20 protein-coding genes and 1 tRNA gene are annotated in these 25,689 nt (G+C 68.3%); 13 read left to right on the top strand and 8 right to left on the bottom strand.

What is annotated here, in order from left to right:
* Positions 1-87 precede the first annotated feature (87 nt).
* The 6 genes from V5F75_RS03505 (at position 88) to V5F75_RS03480 (ending at position 5,123) form a co-directional block, all read left to right on the top strand.
* Positions 88-1,092 (top strand): PGN_0703 family putative restriction endonuclease, encoded by a 1,005-nt coding sequence (locus V5F75_RS03505; protein WP_394033111.1) that lies wholly within the window; start codon positions 88-90, stop codon positions 1,090-1,092.
* Positions 1,093-1,196: 104 nt separating this feature from the next.
* Positions 1,197-1,421: an AbrB/MazE/SpoVT family DNA-binding domain-containing protein gene (locus V5F75_RS03500; protein WP_234050726.1), complete on the top strand. Its 225-nt coding sequence runs from the start codon at positions 1,197-1,199 to the stop codon at positions 1,419-1,421.
* Between the two features lie 32 nt (positions 1,422-1,453).
* Positions 1,454-1,861, top strand: coding sequence for a type II toxin-antitoxin system death-on-curing family toxin (locus V5F75_RS03495; protein ID WP_394033110.1), 408 nt, complete (start codon positions 1,454-1,456; stop codon positions 1,859-1,861).
* A gap of 268 nt (positions 1,862-2,129) precedes the next feature.
* Complete coding sequence (locus V5F75_RS03490; RefSeq protein WP_394033109.1) at positions 2,130-2,645, top strand: hypothetical protein; 516 nt, start codon at positions 2,130-2,132, stop codon at positions 2,643-2,645.
* Positions 2,646-3,069: 424 nt separating this feature from the next.
* Entirely contained in the window at positions 3,070-3,669 is a 600-nt protein-coding gene (locus V5F75_RS03485) for a hypothetical protein (protein WP_394033108.1), read from the top strand.
* A 341-nt stretch (positions 3,670-4,010) separates the two neighbouring features.
* Positions 4,011-5,123: an SIR2 family protein gene (locus V5F75_RS03480; RefSeq protein ID WP_394033107.1), complete on the top strand. Its 1,113-nt coding sequence runs from the start codon at positions 4,011-4,013 to the stop codon at positions 5,121-5,123.
* 367 nt (positions 5,124-5,490) lie between these two features.
* Here V5F75_RS03480 and V5F75_RS03475 read toward each other — a convergent pair whose 3' ends face one another.
* Positions 5,491-6,654, bottom strand: coding sequence for a Shedu immune nuclease family protein (locus V5F75_RS03475; RefSeq protein ID WP_394033106.1), 1,164 nt, complete (start codon positions 6,652-6,654; stop codon positions 5,491-5,493).
* 625 nt (positions 6,655-7,279) lie between these two features.
* Positions 7,280-7,369: transfer RNA gene (locus V5F75_RS03470), tRNA-Ser, on the bottom strand.
* Positions 7,370-7,746: 377 nt separating this feature from the next.
* Here V5F75_RS03470 and V5F75_RS03465 point away from each other — a divergent pair.
* The 5 genes from V5F75_RS03465 (at position 7,747) to V5F75_RS03445 (ending at position 13,901) form a co-directional block, all read left to right on the top strand.
* Positions 7,747-8,442, top strand: a complete 696-nt coding sequence (locus V5F75_RS03465) for a GntR family transcriptional regulator (protein WP_394033105.1) — start codon at positions 7,747-7,749, stop codon at positions 8,440-8,442.
* 178 nt (positions 8,443-8,620) lie between these two features.
* On the top strand, positions 8,621-10,234 hold the full coding sequence (locus tag V5F75_RS03460) for an ABC transporter substrate-binding protein (RefSeq protein ID WP_394033104.1): 1,614 nt from the start codon (positions 8,621-8,623) through the stop codon (positions 10,232-10,234).
* A 60-nt stretch (positions 10,235-10,294) separates the two neighbouring features.
* Positions 10,295-11,320: an ABC transporter permease gene (locus tag V5F75_RS03455; RefSeq protein ID WP_394033103.1), complete on the top strand. Its 1,026-nt coding sequence runs from the start codon at positions 10,295-10,297 to the stop codon at positions 11,318-11,320.
* Positions 11,321-11,343: 23 nt separating this feature from the next.
* A complete protein-coding gene (locus V5F75_RS03450; RefSeq protein ID WP_394033102.1) occupies positions 11,344-12,219 on the top strand; it encodes an ABC transporter permease in 876 nt (291 codons plus the stop codon).
* An 11-nt stretch (positions 12,220-12,230) separates the two neighbouring features.
* Positions 12,231-13,901, top strand: coding sequence for a dipeptide ABC transporter ATP-binding protein (locus V5F75_RS03445; RefSeq protein WP_394033101.1), 1,671 nt, complete (start codon positions 12,231-12,233; stop codon positions 13,899-13,901).
* 64 nt (positions 13,902-13,965) lie between these two features.
* On the opposite strand, the gene V5F75_RS03440 is transcribed toward V5F75_RS03445, so the two are convergent.
* The 4 genes from V5F75_RS03440 to V5F75_RS03425 form a co-directional block, all read right to left on the bottom strand.
* Positions 13,966-15,813: an aminopeptidase P family protein gene (locus V5F75_RS03440; RefSeq protein WP_394033100.1), complete on the bottom strand. Its 1,848-nt coding sequence runs from the start codon at positions 15,811-15,813 to the stop codon at positions 13,966-13,968.
* A gap of 350 nt (positions 15,814-16,163) precedes the next feature.
* Complete coding sequence (gene purH / locus V5F75_RS03435) at positions 16,164-17,753, bottom strand: bifunctional phosphoribosylaminoimidazolecarboxamide formyltransferase/IMP cyclohydrolase (protein ID WP_394033099.1); 1,590 nt, start codon at positions 17,751-17,753, stop codon at positions 16,164-16,166.
* 114 nt (positions 17,754-17,867) lie between these two features.
* Entirely contained in the window at positions 17,868-19,628 is a 1,761-nt protein-coding gene (locus V5F75_RS03430) for a heparinase II/III family protein (protein WP_394033098.1), read from the bottom strand.
* 227 nt (positions 19,629-19,855) lie between these two features.
* Positions 19,856-21,208, bottom strand: coding sequence for an RsmB/NOP family class I SAM-dependent RNA methyltransferase (locus V5F75_RS03425; RefSeq protein ID WP_394033097.1), 1,353 nt, complete (start codon positions 21,206-21,208; stop codon positions 19,856-19,858).
* Positions 21,209-21,408: 200 nt separating this feature from the next.
* Between V5F75_RS03425 and V5F75_RS03420 the strand changes: the two genes are divergently transcribed.
* Both V5F75_RS03420 and V5F75_RS03415 read left to right on the top strand, forming a co-directional pair.
* Entirely contained in the window at positions 21,409-22,701 is a 1,293-nt protein-coding gene (locus V5F75_RS03420; RefSeq protein ID WP_394033096.1) for an adenylosuccinate synthase, read from the top strand.
* Between the two features lie 38 nt (positions 22,702-22,739).
* A complete protein-coding gene (locus tag V5F75_RS03415) occupies positions 22,740-24,077 on the top strand; it encodes a hypothetical protein (RefSeq protein WP_394033095.1) in 1,338 nt (445 codons plus the stop codon).
* A gap of 248 nt (positions 24,078-24,325) precedes the next feature.
* Here V5F75_RS03415 and coaA read toward each other — a convergent pair whose 3' ends face one another.
* Both coaA and V5F75_RS03405 read right to left on the bottom strand, forming a co-directional pair.
* Positions 24,326-25,297 (bottom strand): type I pantothenate kinase, encoded by a 972-nt coding sequence (coaA, locus tag V5F75_RS03410; protein ID WP_394033094.1) that lies wholly within the window; start codon positions 25,295-25,297, stop codon positions 24,326-24,328.
* A 50-nt stretch (positions 25,298-25,347) separates the two neighbouring features.
* Positions 25,348-25,689: a phosphoribosyl-ATP diphosphatase gene (locus tag V5F75_RS03405; RefSeq protein ID WP_394033093.1), complete on the bottom strand. Its 342-nt coding sequence runs from the start codon at positions 25,687-25,689 to the stop codon at positions 25,348-25,350.

The raw sequence follows: 25,689 nt of genomic DNA, 5'->3' as shown, positions 1-25,689 counted from the left end.
GAACCCGAATCAGACGGTCGCGAAGCTGCGTAATGTTGTCGCAGGCCGGCAGGAAATATCGTCACCGATCAGCAATCAGGTGACAAAATGTTAGATAATACATATGGTTATGAGAACTCACTTCTCCCTATTGTGCCTCGTGAGAGGCTCCAGCACTACCATGTGAATGAGCCGGGTGACACGCGCTTTGCGAGCTGTGCCCGCCTGCTTCAATCCATCTGGCGGGAAAGCCGGGGCCTGGCACCGGGCTTGCTTCGGAGCCGGGACGGACGCCAGCGCATCCTCGGCAGCCGCCTCGATCCAGACGACGCCCGCCGGGGCCGCAACCTCCTGACCCCCGACATCGCCCGCCTGACCCGCCGCGCGACGGCCTATCGGGAGATTGGCGCCTTCATCGAAGAGCCGAGGCTGTGGGAGAACCTCCTGTCGAGCCAGCCGCTCACCTTCAACCTGTTCGCCCGCTGCCAGACTGCGCCCGACCACGGCCGCGCCCTCTTCAACCACCTCTTCCCCGGTTTCTTCGGCGAAGTCAGGAAGCTCGCCTTCGAGCACTCGCCCGGCCGGGGCGACCCCACCTATCTCGGCGACTACACCGCCTTCGACCTCTTCGTGAGTGGCCTTGCCCCGGACGGCGGCCCGGCCTTCATTGCCATCGAGATGAAATATTCCGAGGCCATGCGCCAGCCGGGCCGAAGCAGCACGGCGCGCTACCGCGAACTGACCCGCACCTGCGCCCTCCACCTCGATCCCGAGGCGCCGGGCCTCCTGGCCGATCCGCTGGTTCAGCTGACCGCCGAGCACCTGCTTGCAGCCCTCATCCGCGAACGGCTGGGGCCGAGCGCCCGCGCCATCTTCGTCGTCATCGCCCCCGCCGGCAATCGCGACGTCTGGAATGCCGTGGACCTCTACCGCACCATGCTGGCCGACCGGACAGACAGCGTGCCCTTCATGGCCCTGATGCTGGAGGCCGTGATTGCGGCTGTCGGCGAGACCGGGGACCCTGACCTCGCCGCCCGCCTGCACGAGCGCTACACCGACTTCACGCCAGTTCATCGCCTGATCGAGGATTGGGAGCCGTTCACCGAGGAGTGAGCAGAACCGAGCCGATCCGCTCCCATGCCCCGCACAGCTGAGCGGATCGGCCTTGACCTCGCCATAGGGTTCATACATTCGTTCATACGGAAAGGAACATCGCCATGGTTGCGCTGAAGCTCGGAAAGATCGGCAACTCGGTGGGCGCGGTGCTGCCCAAGGAGGTGCTGGCGCGCCTCAAGGTGGGCCAGGGCGACACCCTCTATCTGACCGAGACCCCGGACGGCTACCACCTGTCGCCCTACGAGCCCGAGTTCGAGGCGCAGATGGAGGAAGCCCGCAAGATCATGAAGAAGCGCCGCAACGTGCTGCGCGAACTCGCGAAATGAGTGGGGCGAGCATCCGGGGTGAGCCGCGCTGGGTGACCAAGGCCGTCGTGCTTGCCGTTCATGACGCCCAGCTTGCGGAGCACGGTGGCGGCCGGGGCGTGCGGGACGAAGGGTTGCTGGAGACGGCTCTCGATCGTCCGAAGAACCGTTACCACTACATGCAGCCGGACGAGGCCGCCGAGGCACCAGTGTCCGCCTCCGACATGGCGGCGCTGGCCGCCGCCTATGCCTATGGCATCGCCAAGAACCACCCGTTCGTCGACGGCAACAAGCGCACGTCCTTCGTGGTGTGCGAGCTGTTCCTGGCCCTCAACGGCTATGAACTCGCCATGGACGACGCCACGGCAGTGACCACTTGGCTGGCGCTGGCCGCAAGCGAGCTGAGCGAAGACGAACTGGCGGACCGGATCGCGCCATTGATCCAAGAGGCAGCGGATTGAAAACTCACGGCCACGGCGGGTTCATACCCTGACGAGGTACCGTGTATTTCGGCCCGCGCCGCCTTTTTATATGACGCGAGCCGAAGCACTCCCGCTCGGCAGCGTCTCATTCCCGGCCTGGGTCCCTCTGCCTCAAGACCAACACCAGACCTCTTTCTTCCCATCTCTTCTACTCCAGCGGCTTTTTCCGCTGGGCTCTTCTCTCGACCTTCTCCGTAAAGCCACCCAGGCCGGGATGAGGCGCTCTTCTCACGCGAGAGGTCGCCTCATGTTCCCGCACGTTTCCGCCGCCGGCCAGCACCACCTTCTCGTCCGCCACCGCCGCCTGATCCACGCCCCGTCCGAGGCCATCATCCAGGCATGGTGCGATCCAGCCCTCTTCATCAAGCTCCACGCAGCCGAGCCCGACATGGGCGTCGCGTTCAGCCTCAACTCGGCGGACAAGCAGCACGCCTCCATCATCCTCGGCAGGCCCCACGACGAGATCCAGGAGCGGTTGCCCCTCTGCATGACCTATCAACTGAGCGGCCCCAGCGACGAGCGGCATGTCGCCGGCCCTGCCAACGACCCCTACGCGATGCGGCTTTGCCTCACCCTGTCGCCGACGCTCCATCTTGCGGCGGGCGGGCGCATGGCCTCCGTCACCTCAAGAACGTCCTGCACCCTGTCGCTCTTCGTCGCGGAAGGCGAGGTTTATGAAGACTGGGCATGGCCACTGCTGAACGACGCCCTGCAGGTGCTTGTCGACACGTTGGGACGGGAAGCGGCATGCGCCCTTGCATAATCTCCGGCAAATGCGGAGCATTGTGCTCCGCTCCCAAACTCGCCGGCTTGCGGAGCTGGCGTGTAGGCGGGGATACCTGCACGCCGGTCACTGACCGCGGCTAAGATGGCCTCTTCAGGATACCTCCACCATCCGCTCGGGGCGTTCAGGCGCATTGACCCACTTGCGCCAGGAGCCGAAGTTCGCTGCGAGCATCACGAATTGCCGGTTTGGGGCCGGGAGCGGACTGGCCGGTCTTAGCCTCGGCAAGTAGCGAAGCAGACATTCGCGTTTAGCAGGCGCATAATCGCTTTCGGCCCGAAGCCCCCTTCGTAACAAACCGCTCTGCCGCAGTGCATCGGCATCAAAGTGGACATTCCTTGACGCGATCACAGCAAGCGGTGTCATGTGTCGAGGTTGTGGAACCAAACGTAGGAGACTCGGCGTGGATATTGAGGCGTCACGACGCAAAGAAATCCTTGCCCATCTAACTGAATCATTCGACTGCATTGAGGAGTGCCGCATCTCCCTGCTGGGTTTCGAAGAACGTTTGAGGGCTGACGTTGTCGCAATATCCAAGTCCGAAACCGATCCTTGGATCCTTGCTTTTGAGGTCAAAGAGCCAAATGATAAGTGGGAGCTGAAGAACTGGTTGAAGGCTCTTCGGCAAGCTGGAGAATACCCCAATTGCAAAGTGACCGACGGGCGGGCTGGCGCCGCATATGGCAAGGTCATCAATGCGTCATTCTTGTACCCTGGACCTGAGCTATCTCCATGGGGAAGTCAGGACTCACAAGGCGGGCGCTTCTATAGAGACTATGACATCAAGCCGTTGAGCGGTGCTATTCTACTTGCCCAGCACTTCAAGGTCGGCACGGCAAAGCGAGATACCAAGACGGGCAAGTTCACCCTACGTCTGGGAACCGATCCAATATGGGATAGAAACGAGGGCTTCAGGAAAAAGTCCTCAAATCTGCTTTCCAAACGGCGGGTCGGTAGCTTGAAGAAGACGGTCTCTATCGAATCCCGAGAAAACCAAAACTAACGGCCCTGAGCCGACATTCGCGCCTGAAACCACGCATGATCGCTCCCAACCCGTCTCCGGACGGTCAGCTATCGGGTAGCGAATGGCGCGTAGCTGCCCTTCGGCTCCCGACCCCGACTTCGCCGTTCACGGCGGCTTGCGTGGAGCCCGAAAGCGGTCGTTCGTCTTGCCGCTGTTCTGACCGCACAAAGCCGATCTCGCGTGACTTGCTCTCGGCGAACCCTCACGATGTGCTGGTGTGAACTGCGCGACGACGGCGCGGAATGAGGGAGCCTCCTGTGAAGAGAGCCTTGGTCTTGTTAGGTGCCGGTGCCGCAATTGACTTCGGCGCACCTTCGACGATGAAGCTGACCGACATCATCGAGAAGACGGTCATGGCGGACCGGGTCATGCAGATGACCGGCGGCGACGGAGCCTTCCAGACGATTAAGACTGGCCTGACGGGTTACCTGAACAAGCCCGGCATCGTGCATTTTGAGCAGATCTATCACTGCGCGCACGAACTCCTGTTCGCGACGCCGCCGACTGTAGGCGCCTATGACGAATTCAAGCCGATCATGCAGCCCTTCCTGGCTGATAGGACAGGGCTTAAGGAGGCGGCTCTTAAGGCTCTTTGCGGGAAGATCGTGGAGGTCATCTACTGTGAGCTTGCCGCCCGCTCGGCAGCCCCGGCATGGGATTTGCGGCTACTGGCGGACTTCGTGAACGGTCTGCGCGCGAACCACGTCACCCGCGTCTACACGACCAACTACGACGATTTCCCGCTCCAGGCTGTGCCCGACCTCTACACCGGCTACGGATCGACCATCCGCGATGGCGCTCGGTGGTTCGATATCGACACGTTCTGGGACCAGCAGGACAGGACCGCCCTCCTGCACCTGCACGGTTCCGTGCACATGGGCTTTCCTCGCACGCCGGGCGCCGACATGGGGGAACTCACTTGGTTCGACGACCGCGCCGAGGCGCTGAAACACGCGTTCTTCTCCGGCAGTTCGCCTTCCCGCATGGATGGAACCTACACGCTTCGAACGTCGGTCGTGACCGGCCTCGAAAAGTTGTCTCGGGTCCAGGCGCGACCGCTCTCACATTACTATTCCGCGCTCGCCATCGACGCGATGCGGGCAGATATCATCTACGTCATCGGGTCCGGCCTCGCCGACCTGCACCTTAACACTTGGTTGGCTGAGGCCCGGGCACGCTCCCCCAAGCCTCCCCTCCTCTTCGTCGACTACAATCCCGGCACCCTGAAGGACGGCGGCTACTTCTCGAACGACCGCAAGGTGATCGAACTGTTCCACCGCCTCCAGGTTCACGTCAACGGCTCCATGCGCGGCAATATAGCCGGGGATTGGCTGGTCACGCAGGATCGTACTGCCGCGGTCTGGGACCGCGGCTTCCGCGCTTTCCTGGAAGAGCCTGGACAACACGCCCATGTGCTCAGCCTGATAACCTGAGCCGGCAAAGCGCCCTGAGCGCTGACGCGCCCGCTGCAGGCCGACCGTCCAGGTCGGCTCAAGCCGTGTTTCAACCGAGCATTGGCAACCCGCAGGGCTCCCATCCGGACCTGACCTGACAGGGGTCAATACGGCAGCTTCTCAGCTACTGGGGCGAAGGTCAAAAAGGGGTCAGCGGACGGACTGATACGTCTGCTTTGTCGATCATCCGATTGAAAGCGGACGGCCGGAAACCCCCCCAGTAGCGGATCGGCTGGTTCTGGCTCGGTGACCAGCTATAGCTGACGTTGCATCGCTGGCTGCACCCGCGTGACGCCCGTACCCTCGCCGCTCGCCCCTGCCGGATAAGCGCGCGTACCCTTTCCGATCAGTCCTTCACCGTGCTGGCCCGATACGTATCCGCCTGCCGTGCCGAGCGGTCGACGACGAAGGCTGCCCTCGCGAAGAGCTCACTATAGGTGAAGATGTCTATGTTTCGGGAATCCCTCCTGAAGAGCTCGAAGGTCCGGAATTTGGCCTCCCGCTCCATATCGCTTCCGGAGAAGGCGTCGTCGCTCCCGATGACGAGGATGCACTTGGGGTCAGCGGTGCGATGGCGGATCAGCGCTCCGTCGCGGTCGTAGTTCCCTGCGGCGTGGGTCTCCGCCTTGACCACCCAGTCGGCTTTCTGCTGGAGGATCTGCGAGACCGACTCCATCAGATCCGTGGACAAACGCCACGCCCCAGAGCGTGCTCGGCTTCCGCCGAACAGCGGCGTGCCCGGCTGCTTAACCTCGACCAGCACTGTGAAGTGGGTTGCGCCAAGAAGAAAGTCCACGACGGGTGCGTCCCGCCCCGCGAGGTCCGATGATCCCACTACCGTCTCCTCCTGGAGAATGCCGAGGAACCGATAGTCGAGGCCGAAGCCGAATATCCACTCGTTGTGTCCGAGGAAGTGCTGCCAAGCCTTTTCAGGTTGGTCCGTCCTCACGCCCTCTCTCTCAGCGTACGCCTTGACCTCTCCGGCGTCATTGAGCATGAGCCGAAACTTCTCCAGCTGCGCCTTACGGTAACCGATGTTGACGATGTCGTGCGAAGTGATGAGCCCGCTCCTGACTAGCTCATCGACGATCCTCTGGCCGTCTGGCTGAATGAGCAGCGCTTTAATTTTCTTCGCGAACTCCGGGTCGATGCCGGAGATGCCTCCCTCCACAACGGGAATCCTGGGCTGGTTCAGGCTCGCCAGATCGAGGTCCTTCAGCAATTGCAGGAGTGACGCCAGCTTCTCGAACGAGAAGTGGGTGAGCTGGAATGGCTCGTCCGACAGGAAACGGTCCTCGACCCAGCCCTCGTGCTTGTGGTGCTTGAAGCGCTTAAGCGTTACCGCCGTGATCTCGTTTGATCCGTAGATGAAGGTTAGAGTGAGCTTGATGCGGTTCCTTGATGGAAAGGGCGGGGAGTACTCGACGGTTGTGGTGCCGTCTTCCTCGACGACGTAGTTGAAGAATCGGCCGGCACCGTTCTTGAAGTCTCGCGGGTAGAGATGGTCCACCTTACATCCGCTAACAAAAGTGGTCTCGTCAGCTCCGCTCATCAGGTTTCCCCATCCCGACCCCGATATAGCCACGCTACAGCCCGACAGGCTGAACAGCAAACGCTGGCGTTCGGACCACCGTCCTCGCGGCGCGGAACGCGTCTTGCATCTCGCGCACAGGCAAGGCAGCCCACTGGAGCGGGGCGCAGCGAAAGGCGGCTTATGCTTCTCAGCGGCCGCCAAAAGCTATCCCGCGAATGTCTAGTTTCGGGTAGCGAGTTTGGAAGTGCAAACGGCCAACTTGGGGCGCAAAGCGGTCGTCGCTGAGACGGCAGACGAGGGGCGGCAAAGGGTCAACTGGAGACAAAAACGCCGTGGCGGACCGCTCCGATGCACCCTTGGCTCTGCATTGCCTCTTGAGCAGCATCCGGGATGCTTGGCCTGGGCGATGGGATCGTCATCACGTGTGTTCCTGAGATTCGAGGGCTCCGAAGGAGGTCCTACAGATTCAACCCGGCTGACGCCTGCCTCTGTTCGCCCAAGCCCGCTGGAAGCCGGAGTCAGCGCTGGGGCAGATGCTAGGGCACACCCTCCTCGAGAGAGCGAAAAGCCTTTAAATATCAATCTAATAAGGCAGATAGAATGGCGGAGAGGGGGGGATTCGAACCCCCGATAGACTTGCGCCTATGCCGCATTTCGAGTGCGGTGCATTCGACCACTCTGCCACCTCTCCGCAGAGGTGCGTACGCCGGCAGGACGCCGACTGAACGCCGTGAGTGGATCGCGCGCTTCTAGCGGACCATGGCGTTGCGTTCAAGATCCTTCATGCGCTCCTCCCCGGTCTTTCTTCTCCCCGCCCGGAACGGCGTCCGGCGGTGCAACTTCCTTGCGGGGATTGCCTTGGGTCTCCTGTTCCGCTTCACGCCTTCACCCTGGAGGGCGAGCTGGCGCGGGATCGTCGGGCGGCGAGAACAGCCCGCATGCCGCATCGCGGCCGGGGCGGGCGCGAAGGGGCCTATTGCGCCGGCGCGGCGGGCTCCTCCATCATGGGGCGTGTTGCGCGCGCCGCCACCGGCGCGCGCCGTGGGTTTCCGGTCCGGATATTCGGTGATGTCGCAAGCGCCACGGGCGGCGAAAATGGACGAGAAGCGCGAGCTGATCGTGGATCAGCTCCGGCGGGTCCTCTCGGAGGAGATCGTCACCGGCGTGCTCGGCCCGGGCGTGAAGCTGGACGAGCAGGCGCTGGCGGATCGCTTCCAGGTGTCGCGCACGCCGGTACGGGAGGTGCTGAGCCAGCTCTCCGTGCTCGGCCTCGTGGAGCGGCGGCCCCATCGCGGCGTGGTGGTGCTGCAGCAATCCCAGGAGCGGCTGCTGCAGCTGTTCGAGGTGATGGCGGAGCTGGAGGGCGCCTGCGCCCGCTTCGCGGCCGAGCGCATGTCCGCGGCCGAGAAGGCGCTGCTGGCGGCGGTGCATGCCGAGGCGTCGGCGCTGGTGGAGGCGGAGGATGCGGCCGGCTACGACGCCCTCAACAGCCACTTCCACCAGCTCGTCTACGACGGCACCCACAATCCCGCGCTGGTGGAGCTGGCGCTGGACGCGCGGCGGCGGGTCTTTCACTTCCGTCACGCGCAGTTCCGCATCGCCAACCGGGTCCGCAACTCGCACCGGGAGCATTGCCGGGTGGTGGAGGCCATCCTGGCGGGTGACGGTGGGGCGGCCTATGAGGCGATGAAGGCTCACATCCTGACGGTGAAGGACGTCTCTGCCGCCATGGTCGCGCGGCGCCCGTTGCGCAGCGTCTCCTGAAGCTGCGCCTTGCGCGTTTTTCGGGCAGGTGCCGCGAAGATAGACAGCGGCTCCTCCTGTTTCGCCGATGCTGGCGCGGATAACGCGGCCTCTCCCGATCTTCCAAATGGCCCAAACCTTGCTTTCTTGGATTGCATGTAATCTTGCATCCAATCTGGGTGCCGCAAGGAGGCTGGCCATGCAGCGCCGGGAGTTCCTGAAGTCCACGCTTGCCGTCGCGCTCGGCGCCGGGGTCCTGCCGCTGGCGCGGGTGCTGCCCGCCGCGGCCGCGCCGGCCGACACGGTGGTGGTGGCCACCGGCGCCACAATCAACTCGCTGGACCTGCACCGCCAGGGCACCAACCGCGCCAGCTACCAGGTGGCGGTGAACGCCTACGACCGGCTCGTGAAGTTCGGCACCAAGACCCTGCCCGACGGCAGCATCAGCTACGATTCCAGTACCATCGAGCCCGACCTCGCCGAGAGCTGGACCGTGAGCGACGACGGCCGCACCATCACCTTCAAGCTGCGGCCGAACGCCGTTTTCGCCGACGGCACGCCGGTGACCGCGCAGGACGTGAAGTGGTCCCTCGACCGCGCGGTGAGCCTCGGCGGCTTCCCCACCACCCAGATGAAGGCTGGCCTTTTGGAGAAGCCCGAGCAGTTCGAGGCGGTGGACGACAGGACCTTCCGCATCACCCTGCCGCGCGCCTCCAAGCTGACGCTGCCGGACCTCGCGGTGCCGGTGCCGTTCATCATCAATTCCAAGGTGGCCAAGGCCCACGCGACGGCGGAGGACCCGTGGGCGACGGAATATCTCCACCGCAACACCGCCGGCTCCGGCGCCTTCGTGGTGGAGCGGTGGGACCCCGGCCAGCAGCTCGTCTACGCCCGCAACGACAAGTGGACCTCCGGCAAGCTGCCGCAGGCGAAGCGCGTCATCATGCGCGAGATCCCCTCGGCCGCCACGCGGCGCGCGCTGATCGAGCGCGGCGACGTGGACCTCGTGTTCAACATCCCCGACAAGGACGCCAACGAGCTGAAGGCTTCCGGCAAGGCCAAGGTGGTCTCCACCCCCATCGAGAACTGCCTCTACGTGCTCGCCCTGAACGAGAATTTCGAGCCCTTCAAGAACAAGAAGGTGCGCCAGGCCATCGCCTATGCGGTGCCCTACGAGGCCATCTTCAAGACCGCCGCCTACGAGGCGGGGGTGCCCATGTGGGGCGGCGCGCAAAAGGCGGAGAGCATCGCCTGGCCCCAGCCCTCGCCCTACAAGCTGGACATCGAGAAGGCGAAGGCGCTGCTGGCCGAGGCCGGCTACAAGGACGGCTTCACCGTGCCGTTCTACATCAATCTCGACCTCGCCTCCTGGATGGAGCCCGCCGCGCTGCTGATCCAGGAGAGCCTCGCCAAGATCGGCATCAAGGCGCCCATCGAGAAGATCCCCGGCGCCAACTGGCGCACCGCCGCCTCGGTGGAGAAGCGCCTGCCCATGCACCTCGACGATTTCGGCGGCTGGCTGAACTATCCCGACTACTATTTCTTCTGGGCCTACACCCCCGGCACCATCTTCAACTCTTCCAACTACGACAATCCGGAAGTCGTGAAGCTGGTGAACGAGACCCTCGACATGCCCGTGAGCGACCCCGCCTACGCGCCCAAGATCCGGCAGATCATCGACACCGTCTATGAGGACGTGCCGCGCATCCCGCTCTACCAGCCGGCCCTCTCCTCGGCCATGACGCCCAAGATCGGCGGCTACGAATACTGGTTCCACCGCCAGCCGGACGCACGGCCCCTCACCAAGTCCTGACCGTTTCCGGGCGGACCGCTCCCGGCCCGCCCGCCTTGCGCCACGGGGAAAGGAAAGGCGATGGCATCGTCCCGGATCGTGATCGTCCTGAAGCGCCTCGCGCAGGCGGTGCCGACGCTGTTCGGCGTGGTGGTCGTCACCTTCATCCTCACGCGGGCGCTGCCGGGCGATCCGGCGGCCTATTTCGCGGGGCCGGCGGCGACGCCGGAATCCATCGCCCAGGTGCGCGCGGCGCTGGGGCTCGACAAGCCCTTGCCGGCCCAGTTCGTGCGCTATCTCCAGGATCTCGCCGCCGGCAACCTCGGCCAGTCCATCTCCACCGGCCAGAGCGTGCTCTCCGACATCGCGGCGCGCCTGCCCGCCTCCCTGGAGCTGACCCTGTCGGCGCTGGCGCTGTCGCTCGCCATCGCGGTGCCGCTCGGCATCCTGGCGGCGACGCGGCCGGGCAGCCTCGTCGACCATGCCTGCCGGGTGGTGGTGACGGCGGGCGTCTCGCTGCCGGTGTTCTTCACCGGCCTCGCCCTCGTCTATGTGTTCTACTACCGGCTCGGGATCGCGCCGGCACCGGTGGGCCGGCTCGACTTCGCCTATCTCCCGCCGCCCACGGTCACCGGCTTCTTCGTGGTGGACGCGCTGCTCGCCGGCGATCCGGAAACCGCGGGGGCGGCCTTCAGCCAGTTGGTGCTGCCGGCGGTGACGCTGGCCATCTTCACCCTGGCGCCGCTGGCGCGCATGACGCGGGCGGCCATGCTGCAGGTGCTGGCGGCGGACTTTGTGCGCACCGCGCGGGCGGCGGGCCTCTCCCGGCGCAAGGTGCTGCTCGGCTATGCCCTGCGCAACGCGCTGCTGCCCGTCATCACCACCTTCGGCATGGTGTTCTCATTCGCGCTCGGCGCCAACGTGCTGGTGGAGAAGGTGTTCGCCTGGCCCGGCATCGGCTCCTACGCGGTCGAGGCGCTGGTGGTCTCCGATTATGCCGCCGTGCAGGGCTTCGTGCTGGTGATGGCGATCCTGTTCGTGGTCATCAACCTGCTGATCGACCTCTCCTACACGCTGATCGACCCGCGCGTCGGCTTCGACGGGTGAGCCGCATGGACGGAGCGAATGACATGACGCCCCTCGCCGCCCCCGCCGCCCGCGCGGAGGGCATCGGCCGCCACATGCTCCATGTGCTGCGCGCCAACCCGATGACGCTCATCGCCTTCACCCTGCTGGTGATGCTGGTGCTGGCGGCCCTCGCCGGGCCGCTCCTCGTGCCCCACGACCCGCTCGCCACCGATGCCGCCAACGCCCTGAAGCCCCCGTCCTGGCGGAACTGGTTCGGCACCGACGACCTCGGCCGCGATGTCTTCTCCCGCGTGGTGGTGGCGGCGCGGCTCGATCTCGCCATCTCGCTTTCGGCGGTGGCGCTGTCGTTCGCGGCGGGCGCGGTGCTGGGCTCGCTCGCGGGCTTCTACGGCGGCTGGACCGACCGCATCGTCTCGCGCGTGCTCGACACGGTGATGGCGTTCCCGCTGTTCGTGCTGGCCATGGGCATCGTGGCGGCGCTGGGCAATTCGGTGGGCAACATCGTGCTCGCCACCGCCATCGTGAACCTGCCCTTCTATGCCCGCCTCAGCCGCACCGAGGTGAACATCCGCCGCGAGGCCGGTTTCGTGCAGGCGGCGCGCCTTTCCGGCAACTCGAACCTGCGCATCCTGTTCGCGCAGATCTTCCCCAATGCGCTGCCGCCCATGATGGTGCAGATCTCGCTCAACCTCGGCTGGGCGATCCTGAACGCGGCGGGCCTGTCCTTCATCGGCCTCGGGGTGCGCCCGCCGGCGCCCGAGTGGGGCATCATGGTGGCCGAGGGCGCGCGCTTCATCGTCTCCGGCGAATGGTGGCTGGCCCTGTTCCCCGGCGCGGCGCTGATGCTCGCGGTGTTCACCTTCAACATGCTGGGCGACGGGCTGCGCGACATCGTCGATCCCCGCGCCCGAAGCTGAGGAGACACGCCATGGCCGCATTCCTGGATGTGCGCGACCTCAGCGTCGATTTCCGCACCCGCAACGGCCTCGTGCACGCGGTGCGCGGTGTCAGCTTCACCCTGGAGAAGGGGCGCACGCTGGGCATCGTGGGCGAATCGGGCTCCGGCAAGTCGGTGACCTCCTATTCGCTCATGCGCATCCTCGATGCGGCGGGCGTCATCGCCGGCGGCGGCATCAGCTTCGACGGGGTGGACATCGCCGCCGCCTCCGAGCGCGCCATGCGCGACATCAGGGGCCGGGAGATCTCCATGATCTTCCAGAACCCGCGCGCCGCCCTCGACCCCATCCGCAAGGTGGGCCACCAGATCGAGGACGTGCTGCGCCAGCACGTGCAGGCCGACGGTTCCAACGCCTACGGGAAGGCCATCGAGGCGCTCAAGGCGGTGCGCATCAGCAATCCGGAGGAGCGCTACCACGCCTATCCGTTCGAGCTTTCGGGCGGCATGTGCCAGCGCGTGGTGATCGCGCTCGCGCTCGCCTGCCGGCCGCAGCTCCTCATCGCCGACGAGCCCACCACCGGGCTCGACGTGACCACCCAAAAGGCGGTGATGGACCTCGTGGCCGAGCTGACGCGCGCGCGCGGCATGGCCATGATCCTCATCACCCACGATCTCGGCCTCGCCGCCGCCTATTGCGACCATCTCATCGTTATGAAGGACGGGGAGGTGGTGGAATCGGCGCCGGCGCAGGAGCTGTTCCATCGTCCCCGGCACGCCTACACCCGCCGCCTGCTGCGCGCGACGCCCCATGGCAGCGCCAGCGTGCGCGACCTGCTGCCTGAAGATGCCGCGCCGCCGGCCCCCGCCGCCCCTCCCGCGCCGGCCGGGAGAAAGCCGGCCGAGCCGCTGCTCGTGGTCCGGAACCTGGTGAAGGAATATCCGCTGAAGTCGGCGCGCTCGGGCGCGTTCCGCGCGGTGGACGGCATCTCCTTCACGGTGGGGCGGGGCGAGAGCGTGGGGCTGGTGGGCGAATCGGGCTGCGGCAAGTCCACCACCTCGGCCATGGTCATGCGCCTTGCGGACCCCACCTCCGGCACCATCCTCTTCGACGGGGCGGACGTGGGCGCGGTGCCGGCCGCGAAATTCGCCCGCTCGCCCTGGCGCGGCCGGCTGCAGATGGTGTTCCAGGATGCCACCGACAGCCTCAACCCGCGTTTCACCGCCCGCCGCGCCATCGCCGATCCGCTCCTGCGCCTCGGCGCGCGGGGCGACGGCACCGCCATGCCGAAGGCGGCGGTGGCGGCGCGGGTGGAGGAGCTGGCGGCGCTGTGCGGCCTGCCGGCCCATCTTTTGGACCGCTTCCCGCACCAGCTCTCGGGCGGGCAGAAGGCGCGCGTGGGCATCGCCCGCGCCATCGCGGTCTCGCCCGACCTGCTGGTGCTGGACGAGCCCACCGCCGCGCTTGACGTATCGGTGCAGGCGGTGGTGCTGAACCTTCTGGTGGACCTGAAGGAGACGCTCGGCATGAGCTATCTCTTCGTGTCCCACGACCTCGCGGTGGTGAGGCTGCTGTGCGATCGCGTCATCGTCATGCAGGGCGGGCGCATCGTCGAGGAGGGCGATTGCGCCACGGTGCTGGACGCCCCGCGGCAGGACTATACGCGCACGCTCCTCGCCGCCATTCCCCACCCGCCGTTCTGAGGGCGCCCGGCAAGGGCCCTTGCTCAGGCCCGCGCGGCTCCGGCCGGGACCGGAGCCGATGGGATCACAGGGGCGCGGTGGCGCGGATCAGCCAGGCGAGGGCGTCGCCTTCGAGAAGGGGCGAAAGCGCGTTGCGCACCAGCCGATGATAGGCGTCGATGGCGCCGCGCTCGGCCACGGTGACGAGGCTGAGGTCGATCAGCCTGCGGTCGTAGGGCACCAGGGTGAGCGTGGAGAAGCCGAGGCAGGGCCGCTCCGCCCCCGGCACTGAGCGCGGCTCCACCAGCACCAGATTCTCGATGCGGATGCCGTAGGCGCCTTCCTTGTAGTAGCCCGGCTCGTTGGAGAGGATCATGCCCGCCTGGAGCGGGACATGGCCGAGCTGGGAGATGCGCGCCGGCCCCTCGTGCACGGACAGGCCCGCGCCCACACCATGGCCGGTGCCGTGGTCGAAATCGAGCCCCGCCGCCCACAGGAACTGCCGCGCGAAGGGATCGAGCTGGGCGCCGGTCGTGCCCTTGGGGAATACCGCGTGGGTGAGGGCGAGGTGGCCCTTCAGCACCAGCGTATAGCGCGCCCGCATCTCCTCGGAGGGCATGCCCACCGCCAGGGTGCGGGTCACGTCGGTGGTGCCGTCGGGATACTGGGCGCCGGAATCCAGCAGGAACAGCTCGTGGGGGTGGATCGCGCGGTTGGTGGCGCGCGTCACCCGGTAGTGCACGATGGCGCCGTTCTCGCCCGCGCCGGCGATGGTGGGGAAGGAGATGTCGGAAAGCTCGCCGGTCTCGCGCCGGAAGGTCTCCAGCGCCTCCACCGCGTCGATCTCGGTGAGGGTGCCCGCGGGCGCGGCGAACTCGAACCAGGCGAGGAAGCGCGTGAGCGCCACCGCGTCGCGCACATGGGCGGCGCGCATGCCGGCGATCTCCGCCGGATTCTTGCACGCCTTCAGCAGCGCGATGGGGTCGGTGCCCTTGCTCACGGTGCCGCCCGCGCCCTCGATCACCTGCGCGAGGTGCACCGGCGCCGTGGCCTGGTCCACGCGGAAGATGCGCCCCGCGGCGAGCGCGGCAAGGGTGCCCTCCAGGTCGGCGGCAGTGTGGATGTGGGCCTGAGCGCCGAGGGTGGCGCGCACCTCGTGCGAGAGCTTGGCGTGGTCCACGAACAGGTGCGGCAGCCCGTCCGCCGGCACGATGCACCAGGAGAGCGGCAGCGGCGTGTGGTCGACGTCCGCGCCACGGATGTTGAACAGCCACGCGGTGCCGTGAGGATCGGAGATGAGCGCGCCGTCGAGCTTCTGCTCCGCCAGCGCCTCCTGGACGCGGCGCAGCTTGGAGGGGGCATCCTCCCCCGCCACCGCGAGGTCGAGCAGCCGGATGGCCGCGCGCGGCGGCGCGGGCCGGTCGCTCCAGATGGCGTCGAAGGGATCCTCCGGCACGCTCGCCAGGATGCCGCCGGCCGCCGCCACCGCCTTGGCGAAGCGCTCGCGCCCGTCGAGGGTGGTGCGCCACGGGTCGAAGCCCAGGCTCGCGCCCCTGGGCAGGTGGGTCTCCAGCCACGCCTCGGGCTTGAGCTGCGAGAGGGGCACCACGGTGAAGGCGCCGGTGTCCACCTGCGCGGGGGCCTGCAGGGTGTAGCGGCCGTCCACGAACAGGGCGGCCCGGTCCTTCAGGACGATCAGCAGCCCGGCCGAGCCGGTGAAGCCGGTGAGCCAGGCGAGGCGCTCCTCGCGGGCCGGCACGTATTCGTTCTGGTGGGCGTCGGCGCGGGGCACCACATAGCCGTCGAGCCCGCGGCGGGACAGCTCGGCCCGCAGCGCCGCGAGCCGGCCGGGACCGGCGGCGCCATCGGCGAGATCGTCGAACGACTGGAAGACGGCTTTGAAATGGTCGGGCTTCTGATGATGGACAGTCATGGCAATGGGGGCCTGCAGGGAGATCGACGGCCAATGCCCCCAGCCTAGAGTGTTTTCCCGCGAAGTGGAAACCGGTTCGCGTGGAGAAAACGCGTCAACTCAATGGCCTGGAGCGTTTCCCTGTTTCCATGAAGCAGGGACGTGCTTCTGCGACGTTCTCAGGCGAAGCGCACCGGTCGCACGAAATAAGGGAAAGGCTGCGGCGCGGGAGGGGCGCGGCGCGAAGCGCGCCGGCCCCTCCGATGGCCCGCAAAGCCGCATGGGGCGCGGGCGGCGGCGCCGCAAGCGCAACCGCTTGCGTTCTCCTCACCCGTCGCCGCCGGGCGCATGTGCCGGCGCCCCCACGGGCCTCAGTGGCGGAAGTGGCGCACGCCGGTGAAGACCATGGCGAGGCCGGCTTCGTCGGCGGCGGCGATCACCTCGGCGTCGCGCATGGAGCCGCCGGGCTGGATCACCGCCGTGGCGCCCGCCTCCACCGCCGCCAGCAGGCCGTCGGCGAAGGGGAAGAAGGCGTCGGAGGCCACCACCGAGCCCTTGGTCAGGGGCACCGCGAGGCCGGCGGCCGTCGCCGCGTCCTCCGCCTTGCGGGCGGCGATGCGGGCGGAATCCACGCGGCTCATCTGGCCGGCGCCGATGCCCACCGTGGCGAGGTCCTTGGCATAGATGATGGTGTTGGACTTCACGTGCTTGGCCACGCGGAAGGCGAAGCGCAGGTCGGTCAGCTCGGCCTCGGTGGGGGCGCGCTTGGTCACGACCTTCAGCTCCAGGTCGTCGGCGCTGATGTTGTCGCGGCCCTGCACCAGGAAGCCACCGGCCACCGTCTTCACCACGAGGCCGGAGGCCCGCACGTCCGGCAGGCCGCCGGTGATGAGCAGGCGCAGGTTCTTCTTGGCGCCCACCACCGCGATGGCCTCCTCGGTGGCGTCGGGGGCGACGATCACCTCGGTGAAGATGTCCACCATGGCGCGGGCGGCCTCGGCATCCAGGGTGCGGTTGACGGCGATGATGCCGCCGAAGGCGGAGACGGGATCGCAGGCCAGCGCCTTGCGATAGGCCTCCTCCAGGCTCGCCCCCTCGGCCACGCCGCAGGGATTGGCGTGCTTCACGATCACCACCGCCGCGGTGCGGGCCGGATGGAACTCGGCCACCGCCTCGAAGGCGGCGTCGGTGTCGTTGATGTTGTTGTAGGAGAGCTGCTTGCCCTGCACCTGCCGGGCGGTGGCGACGCCGGGGCGGATCTCGTCGGACCCGTAGAAGGCGGCGGACTGGTGCGGGTTCTCGCCGTAGCGCAGGGCCTCGATGAGCTTGCCGCCGAGGGCGCGGTAGGCGGGCGCCTCCTCCTTCAGCTCGCGGGCGAACCAGTTGGAGATGGCGGCGTCATAGGCGGCGGTGCGGGCATAGGCCTTCTGCGCGAGGCGGCGGCGCAGGGCCAGTGTGGTGCCGCCATGCGCGGCGATCTCCTTCAGCACCGCCTCATAGTCGGCGGCATCCACCACCACGGCCACGTCGTTATGGTTCTTGGCCGCGCCGCGGATCATGGAGGGGCCGCCGATGTCGATGTTCTCGATGGTCTCCTCGAAGTCGGCCTTGCGGGCGACGGTGGCCTCGAACGGATAGAGGTTCACCACCACGAGGTCGATGGGGGCGATGGCGTGCTCGGCCATGGCCGCCTGGTGGCCGGCGTCGTCGCGGATGGCGAGGATGCCGCCATGCACCTTCGGGTGCAGGGTCTTCACCCGGCCGTCCATCATCTCGGGAAAGCCGGTGAGCTCGGAGACGTCCTTCACCTTCAGGCCCGCATCGGCGATGGCCTTGGAGGTGCCGCCGGTGGACACCAGCTCCACCCCGTGCCCGGCGAGGGCGGTGGCGAAGGGCACCAGACCCGTCTTGTCCGACACCGAGATCAGGGCACGGGTCACGGGACGGATATCGGCAGGCATGGCGGCGGCTCCGGTGAACGAAAAGTGCCGTTCGCCTAGCACTAATGGACGCCGCCCGAAAGGGCGCCGCGCGCCGCCCACCCCTGCGGTGGGCTCAACCTTGCCGCCCCGCCCTCAGCGCGGGCGGGCGGTGCCGCGATTGCCGATATAGGTGCCGTTGAGGTTGCCGCTCGGGGCCTCGCGGGTGCGCATGAAGGTCCACACCAGGCGCGGTGTGTCCCGCACGTCGCCGATCAGCACCAATTGGGAGGTGCGGCGCGGCCCGCCCGAGGCGGCGAGGTAGATGCTCTCCTCCACCGCCAGCGGCACATGCGGCGCGGCGAAGGCCCAGGCCTCGCCGTTGGGCAGGCTGAGCAATGCGGTGTGGGGATCGTCGAACCGCTCCACCGCCACCTGGGGGTGAAGGTGGAAGCGGACGGCGAAGGCGTGGGAGGAAAGCTGGGCCCCCTCGGCTGCCGGGCGGAACACGTCCTCTCCGTCGAGCCGGTTGCCTTCCAGGGCGAGGCGCCAGGAGCGCTGGTGGATCACGCCGAACTCCGGCGCGTAGCCGTCGTGGCTGGCGCGCAGCAATATGGCCTCGTTGCGGGTGCCGCGCTGCACGTCAACGGTCTTCGGCCCGTCGACGATGGGCAGGCCCACGAGCCGCATGAGATGCGAGCCCTTGAGGAAGCGGCAGGAGGAGGTGTCGGCGATGACGGCGGTGGAATGGGCGGCGGTGGAGCGCGCCACCTGCCGCCACTGCTCGCGATTGGTGGCGGGCACGCCGCAATTGACAACGATGCGGTTGCGCCCGGTGGAGAATTCGAAGGCGAGGCAGCTCGCGTGCGCCTCCCAGCTCACCGGCATGGGCGGCGGGGGGCCGGTGTCGGCGATCAGCACGGCGCCCTTGGCGTCGAGCCGCTGGTAGCCGGAATAGGGCGCGTTCGCCACCGGCGCGCCGCGCGCGTCGTCATAGGCGAGAATGGTGGCGAGCTGGTCCGCCGCGGTGAAGCCCATGCCGTGGAAATGGGCGAAGGCGCCGTCCCCGTGGCGGAAGAAGCGCAGCATGGGCATCATGCGGTCCACCGCATTCATCAGCGCGGCGGGGGCCTGGTGGTTGCGCGCGGTGAAGGCCTGGCGCAGGGGCAGGAGATCGAGCAGCAGCTCGATCAGCATGCCGGGATTGCGGGTGATGGGCCCGCCGTCGGGCAGGATCTGCCGGTCGAGCTCCTCGCCGAGCCGGCGCTGCGCGGCCTTCAGCAGCCGCCCCTGGTCCGACATGCACAGCCCCGCGAAGGTGAGGGCGATGATGACCAGCAGGCGTGGATAGCCGTCCGGCGCCTCGCCCGCCCCGCGGCGGAGCTGGCGCACCTGCCGGGCCAGGGAGCGCATGAAGCGGCGGTAGAAGTCGAGCTCGGCATCCTGCAGCAGGAAGGTGGCCTGGGTGAGCCACGAGATCACCCGGCGGGCGGTGACCTCCGGCCGGCCGGCGACGGCGCGGGCGATGCCGGGGTTGCGGATCCAGTCGCCCACCAGGGCGCGGGCATTGGCGCGGGCGATGGTGGTGTTGGCGGCGTGCAGGTGCCGCAGCCAGCCGAAGCCGTGCAGCGCCTCGGCCCAGTCCACCGAGGGCGGCACCACCTCGAACGGGGTGCGCCCGTCGAGCTGCACCGCCTTGCCGGCGAAGGCGAAGCGGCCGGAATAGATCTCGGCCGCGAGGGTCGGATCGCCGGTGCGCAGGTCGTGGGGGGCGATGAGCAGGCGCTCGGGCACCGGCACCGGGGCGTAGGCGAGGCCGAGCGCGCTCGCATCCGCGCGCCCCAGCAGCGCGCGCAGCCACTGGCCCGCCACCAGCGTGGCGAGGCGGAGACGCTCGGCGAGGCTGTCTCGGCTCACGTGGGTCCTCCGGCTCCCCGGTCGCGCCGTGGAGAGGGTCGCCGTGGAATGGAAGCGCCCGGCTAGGCCATGCCACATGACGGTGTCTCTCCCTCGGCACATCAGGCGGCGAATCATCAGGCCGGTGACACGGGGCTCCGTTCCGGGCCGGGCGCAGGGGCCGCGCCGCCGCCCCGCGCGGCAGCCGCAGCACCCCTGGAACCCTTGTGGGGAAAGGTCTCCCTAGGTCACCCGATGCGCCGGAGACGGGCCGCGAAGAAGCCGTCGAGCCCCGAGCGTTCCTTCTCCCCGCGCATCCATTGACTGGGTAGAGTGCGCACATCCCCTTGAGGAGTTATGAACGGCGCGATGCCCTCGATCTCCTCCGCCGTCACCGGCACGCGCGCCACGTCGCTCCGGGCCGCCAGCAGGCGCTCCACCTGCGCCTCGCCTTCCTCCGGCTCCAGCGAGCAGGTGGAATAGACGATGAGGCCGCCCACCTTCACGAGGTCCACCGCGTGGTCGAGGAGCCGGCCCTGCAGGGCGGCGAGGGTGGCGATATCCGCCGGGCGCTTGGAGAGGGCGATGTCGGGGTGCCGGCGCAGGGTGCCGGTGGCCGAGCACGGGGCGTCGAGCAGAACTGCATCGTAGGGGCCGCCGGCGAACTGGAGGGTGTCGGCCTCCACCACGGACGCGGAGAGATGCAGGCGGGCGAGGTTCTCCTTCAGCCGCGCGAGGCGGGCCGCCGAGCGGTCCACCGCCGTGACGGCGGCGCCCGCGGCGGCGAGCTGGGCCGTCTTGCCGCCCGGCGCGGCGCACAAATCGGCCACCGCGAGGCCCCGCACCTCGCCCAGGAGGCGGGCGGGCAGCGCGGCGGCGGCGTCCTGCACCCACCAGTCGCCCTCGGCGAAGCCGGGCAGCAGGCGCACCGGGCCGGCCTGGAGAACCCGCACCGTGCCGGTGGGCAGCACCTCTCCCGAGAGCTTCTCCGCCCACGACGCCGGGTCGGCCTTCACGGTGATGTCGAGGGGCGGCTCCACCTCGTGCATGGCGGCGATGGCGCGGGCGGCGTCGGCCCCGTAGGCGGCGGTCCAGCGCTCGCGCAGCCAGGCGGGGGTATCGGCGAGGAAGGGGTCGATGCCCTCCAGCGCGCCGTCCTTGTCGCGGGCGATCCGCCGCAGCACCGCGTTGACGAGCCCGGCAAAGCCGGCGGTGGCGCGGTCGGCGCGGGCGAGGTCCACGCTGAGGCCCACCGCCGCGTGGTCCGGCACGTCCATGAACAGGAGCTGGGTCGCGCCCGCGAGCAGCACCGGCTCCAGGCGGGGGGCGGACTTGGGCAGGCCGCGCTCCATCAGCCGGCCGAGCGCCGCGCGCAGCGTGCCGATCCGCCGCAGGGCGGTGGCCACGATGCGATAGGCGAGCGCGCGGTCGCGGGGGTCGAGCCCCTGGGGCGCGGTCTCGAAGGCGTCCTCCAGCGTGGTGCCGTGGTGGAGGATGCGGTCGAGCCCGTCCACGGCGAGGCGGCGGGCGGCGAAGCCGGCGGGCACGGCGGCACGGGGCGGACGGGGGGAACGCGAAGGCGCTTTCACGGGCGGTTTCATCGCGCGAGATAGAGCACGAACCCGCCGATCCCGCCAGCCGCGCGCCGCTGGCACACCATTTTACCGTCTGACATGGCGGTACCTTGCCTCCAAAGCCCTGATCCCGTAAGAGACATGGGCAACGCCCCGGACCAAAGCCGGGGCTTTGCTTTGTTCGCGCGGGCCGATGTGACCCGCGCCGCGCGAGGAGGCAATTCAGCGTGGCCAACGTGGTCGTGGTCGGCTCTCAGTGGGGCGACGAAGGCAAGGGTAAGATCGTCGACTGGCTCTCCGAGCAGGCCGACGTGGTGGTGCGGTTCCAGGGTGGGCACAATGCCGGCCATACCCTGGTGGTGAACGGCGTCACCTACAAATTGTCGCTCCTGCCGTCGGGGGTCGTGCGCCCCGGCAAGCTCTCGGTCATCGGCAACGGCGTGGTGCTCGATCCCCAGGCGCTGGTGGACGAGCTGGCCCGCCTCGCGGCCCAGGGGGTGGAGGTCGGTCCCGACCGGCTGCGCATCGCCGAGACCACGCCCCTCATCCTGCCCCTCCACCGCGAGCTTGACGCCCTGCGCGAGGCGGGCGCCGCCGGCACCCGCATCGGCACCACCAAGCGCGGCATCGGCCCCGCCTACGAGGACAAGGTGGGCCGCCGCGCGATCCGCCTCATCGACCTGGTGGACGCCAAGACCCTGCCGGCCAAGGTGGACCGCCTGCTCTCCCACCACAACGCCCTGCGCCGCGGCCTCGGCCTGGAGGCGCTGGACGGCGCCGCGCTGGTGGACGAGCTCACCGCCATCGCGCCCAAGGTGCTGCCCTTCATGGACCGGGTGTGGGAGCTGCTCGACAAGGCGCGCCGCGACGGCAAGCGCATCCTGTTCGAGGGCGCCCAGGGCGCGCTGCTGGACATCGACCACGGCACCTATCCGTTCGTGACCTCCTCCAACACGGTGGCGGGCTCGGCCTCCAGCGGCACCGGCATCGGCCCCGGCGCGCTCGACTACGTGCTCGGCATCACCAAGGCCTACACCACCCGCGTGGGCGAAGGGCCCTTCCCCACCGAGCTCACCGACGAGGTGGGCAAGACCCTCGGCAGCAAGGGCCGCGAGTTCGGCGTGGTCACCGGCCGCGCCCGCCGCTGCGGCTGGTTCGACGCGGTGCTGGTGCGCCAGACCGTGCGCACCTGCGGCATCCACGGCATCGCCCTCACCAAGCTCGACGTGCTGGACGGTTTTACCGAACTGAAAGTCTGCGTGGGCTACAAGGTGGACGGCCAGACCATCGATCACCTCCCGGCGGAGAGCGGAGCCCAGGCACGGGCCGAGCCCATCTACGAGGTGATGGCGGGGTGGCAGGAATCCACGATGGGCGCCCGCTCCTGGGCCGACCTGCCTGCGGAGGCGGTCAAGTACGTGCGGCGGGTCGAGGAATTGATCGGCTGCCCGGTGGCGGTGTTGTCCACGAGCCCGGAGCGGGATGACACGATTCTGGTGCACAATCCGTTCCAGGATTGACCGGAATCCTTGAACTCGAAGGCGAAGCTTAGGCGCTGATGGCTGATTACTACCCGCTCCTCGCACGTGCCGTCTCCAGCTTGCCGCAGAACACGGCGGAGGCGCGCAAGGCCGTGTTCGACCGCGCGCGCACCGCGCTGCTGCGGCAGCTGCGGGGCGTGGACCCGCCGCTGCCGGAGGGCGAGATCACGCGGGAGCGCCTCGGCCTCGAGGAGGCGATCCGCCGTCTGGAGGCCGAGCACGCGCCCCAGGACAATGTGAAGCCCGAGGCCGGGCCTCAGGACGTTGCGGCACCCGCGAACGCGGAACCGCAGCAGCCTGCGCCCGCGCCGGAGGACACGCGCGCGGCCGAGCCCGTCCCGGCCGCACCTCCGCAGGAGGAGGCGGCGCCCGCGGACACGCCGGCCGCGCCCCCGCAGCCCGCGGAAGAAGCGCCCGCCGAGGCTGCCCCCCTTCGCCGCGGCGTCGTGCGCCGGGGCGAGGTGCGCAGCCGCGAGCCGGCCGCGCCCGTGCGGCCCAGTGTTCGCGCGGCCGAGCCCCGCAAGGCATCCTGGACACGCTTCGCCCTGTGGGCGGTGCTGGCGCTGGTGGTGCTGGGCGGCATCGTGGCCGCGGTGGTGGGCCTCGGCCTGTTCTCCTCCGGCACCCAGCAGACCGCGCAGACCCCTCCCGCCGCCGCCCCCGCCGCGCCGGTGGAGCAGCCCAAGAGCGAGGACCGTGTGGCCTCCACCACCGGCGAGGCCGCGCGCCGCGCGCCGGCCCCGACGAGCCGGGCGGTCGGCACCCAGCGTGCCGTGCTGCTGGAGGAGAGCCCCGGCGGCGCGAGCCCGCCGCAGACCTTCGAAGGCACCGTCACCTGGAAGACCGAGACCTTCAATGCCGGTCCCGGACTGCCGCCGGACATCGGCATCCACGGCGAGATCGTGATCCCCGAGCGGCAGATCTCCGTGGGCTTCGTGCTCCGCCGCAACACGGACCAGACGCTGCCGGCCACCCACACCATCGAGATCTCGTTCAAGCTGCCGCAGGACTTTGCTTTCGGCGGTGTCGCGAACGTGCCCGGCGTGCGGGCGAAGCAGAGCCAGCAGGCTCAGGGCGTGCCGCTCGCCGGCCTCGCGGTGAAGGTGAGCCCCACGCTGTTCCTGGTGGGCCTTTCCACCGCGCCGTCCGACCGCCAGCGCAACCTCGCGCTGCTGCAGCTTTATCCGTGGTTCGACGTGCCCGTGGTCTACACCAACAACAAGAAGGCGGTGATCGTCTTCGAGAAGGGCACCCCCGGCCAGCAGGCCTTCAACGACGCCTTCTCCGCCTGGGGCGAGCTGATCCAGGCGCCGCCGCAGCAGGAGGCCCCCGCCGCGCAGAAAAGCGGCGAGTGAGGCTTCTGCCATTGCGTTGTTTCGAGAAGGCCGGCGGCTTGTCCCGCTGGCCTTTTTCTTTGGCGCGGCGTTGGGACGAGACGTCACGCGCGCATTTTCCGGCGCGGCGGCTTCCGGCTCGCGTGAATAAAATGCGCAGTCTCAATACGCGAGAAGAATCGCCCTGAGCCGATGCGAGCGGAAGATGCTCCGGCGCGGGCTCCACGCGCGAGACGGTCGGTTGCGCGCAAGGAGCCGCCCCGGAAGCTTCAGAGCCGGCGCAGGCTCACCTCCGCCACCTCGTGGTCGCCCGCCTTGCGCAGGATGAGGTCGGCGCGCTGGCGCGTGGGCAGGATGTTGTCCTTGAGGTTCGGCAGGTTGATGGTGCGCCAGATGGAGAACGCCCGTTCCCGCGCGCCGTCCTCGGTGAGCTTCGAGTAGCGGTGGAAGTAGGAGAGCGGATCGAGGAAGGCGGTGGAGCGCAGCCGCATGAAGCGCGACACGTACCAGTCCTCCAGCACCTCTTCCTCGGCATCGATGTAGATGGAGAAGTCGAAGAAGTCGGAGACGAAGGGGATGGCCTTGCCGTCCTTGGGCGGGCGCGTCGTCTGCAGCACGTTCAGCCCCTCGACGATGAGGATGTCGGGGCGGTCCACCTCCACCACCTGGTCGGGCATCACGTCATAGAAGAAGTGGGAGTAGAGCGGCGCGCGCACCTTGCGGCGGCCGGCCTTGATGTCCGTGAGGAAGCGCAGCAGCGCCGGCAGGTCGTAGCTTTCCGGGAAGCCCTTCTTCTCCATCAGCCCCTCGCGCTTCAGCACCGCGTTGGGGAAGAGGAAGCCGTCGGTGGTCACGAGGTCCACCTTGGGCGTGTTGGGCCAGCGGGCGAGCAGGGCCTGCAGCACGCGCGCGGTGGTGGACTTGCCCACGGCCACCGAGCCGGCGATGCCGATGATGTAGGGCATCTTGCCCTCGCCCTCGCGCTCGCCGTCCTTCTGGTCGAGGAAGTAGCTCATGGCGCGGAACAATTTCTGCGTCGCCGCCACGTAGAGCGAGAGCAGGCGCGAGAGCGGCAGGTAGATCTCCTCCACCTCGCGGATGGAGAGATGGGCGTTGAGGCCCTCCAGGCGCGCGATCTCGTCGCGCCTGAGCGTCATGGGCGTGTCGCGGCGCAGCGCGGCCCACTCATCGCGCGAGAAGGTCCGGTAGGGAGAGAGGCTGGCGTCGATCCGGCGGTCCATCCTGGTGCCCCGCTCTTGCTCTGGTCTTGGGTCTGTCCGGCTTTCGGGTCTCAGCTCCTGGCCCGGCCGGCTTTTTCGGCGAGGCCGGATTGCCCGGTGCGCCGGGCAAGCTCGGCATGGATCTCGCTCAGGGCGATGCCGCGGGCGTTCAATACCACCAGGAGATGGTAGAGGAGGTCCGATGTCTCGCCGATGACCTCCTCGCGCGCGCCGGAGACGGCGGCGATCACGGTCTCCACCGCCTCCTCGCCCAGCTTCTGGGCGCACTTGGGCACGCCCTTGTCCAGCAGCGAGCGGGTGTAGGAGGAGCCGGCGTCGGCTCCGGCGCGGGCGGCGATGATGGTCTCCAGCTCCGCGAGGGTGAAGGCGTCGCTGGTGGCGTTCTCACTCAT

The organism is Xanthobacter albus (assembly GCF_043194895.2).
GTDB lineage: Bacteria > Pseudomonadota > Alphaproteobacteria > Rhizobiales > Xanthobacteraceae > Xanthobacter.
Note: the sequence above shows the minus strand (reverse complement) of the source record. Positions and strands in the feature narration are given on the sequence as shown.

What these genes read in the sequence shown, in the direction of transcription:
- V5F75_RS03505 (WP_394033111.1), top strand. Translation starts at nt 88, where the DNA reads ATGTTAGATAATACATATGGTTATGAGAACTCACTTCTCCCTATTGTG.
- V5F75_RS03500 (WP_234050726.1), top strand. Translation starts at nt 1,197, where the DNA reads ATGGTTGCGCTGAAGCTCGGAAAGATCGGCAACTCGGTGGGCGCGGTG.
- V5F75_RS03490 (WP_394033109.1), top strand. Translation starts at nt 2,130, where the DNA reads ATGTTCCCGCACGTTTCCGCCGCCGGCCAGCACCACCTTCTCGTCCGC.
- V5F75_RS03480 (WP_394033107.1), top strand. Translation starts at nt 4,011, where the DNA reads ATGAAGCTGACCGACATCATCGAGAAGACGGTCATGGCGGACCGGGTC.
- V5F75_RS03465 (WP_394033105.1), top strand. Translation starts at nt 7,747, where the DNA reads ATGTCGCAAGCGCCACGGGCGGCGAAAATGGACGAGAAGCGCGAGCTG.
- V5F75_RS03460 (WP_394033104.1), top strand. Translation starts at nt 8,621, where the DNA reads ATGCAGCGCCGGGAGTTCCTGAAGTCCACGCTTGCCGTCGCGCTCGGC.
- V5F75_RS03455 (WP_394033103.1), top strand. Translation starts at nt 10,295, where the DNA reads ATGGCATCGTCCCGGATCGTGATCGTCCTGAAGCGCCTCGCGCAGGCG.
- V5F75_RS03450 (WP_394033102.1), top strand. Translation starts at nt 11,344, where the DNA reads ATGACGCCCCTCGCCGCCCCCGCCGCCCGCGCGGAGGGCATCGGCCGC.
- V5F75_RS03445 (WP_394033101.1), top strand. Translation starts at nt 12,231, where the DNA reads ATGGCCGCATTCCTGGATGTGCGCGACCTCAGCGTCGATTTCCGCACC.
- V5F75_RS03440 (WP_394033100.1), bottom strand. Translation starts at nt 15,813, where the DNA reads ATGACTGTCCATCATCAGAAGCCCGACCATTTCAAAGCCGTCTTCCAG.
- purH (WP_394033099.1), bottom strand. Translation starts at nt 17,753, where the DNA reads ATGCCTGCCGATATCCGTCCCGTGACCCGTGCCCTGATCTCGGTGTCG.
- V5F75_RS03425 (WP_394033097.1), bottom strand. Translation starts at nt 21,208, where the DNA reads ATGAAACCGCCCGTGAAAGCGCCTTCGCGTTCCCCCCGTCCGCCCCGT.
- V5F75_RS03415 (WP_394033095.1), top strand. Translation starts at nt 22,740, where the DNA reads ATGGCTGATTACTACCCGCTCCTCGCACGTGCCGTCTCCAGCTTGCCG.
- coaA (WP_394033094.1), bottom strand. Translation starts at nt 25,297, where the DNA reads ATGGACCGCCGGATCGACGCCAGCCTCTCTCCCTACCGGACCTTCTCG.
- V5F75_RS03405 (WP_394033093.1), bottom strand. Translation starts at nt 25,689, where the DNA reads ATGAGTGAGAACGCCACCAGCGACGCCTTCACCCTCGCGGAGCTGGAG.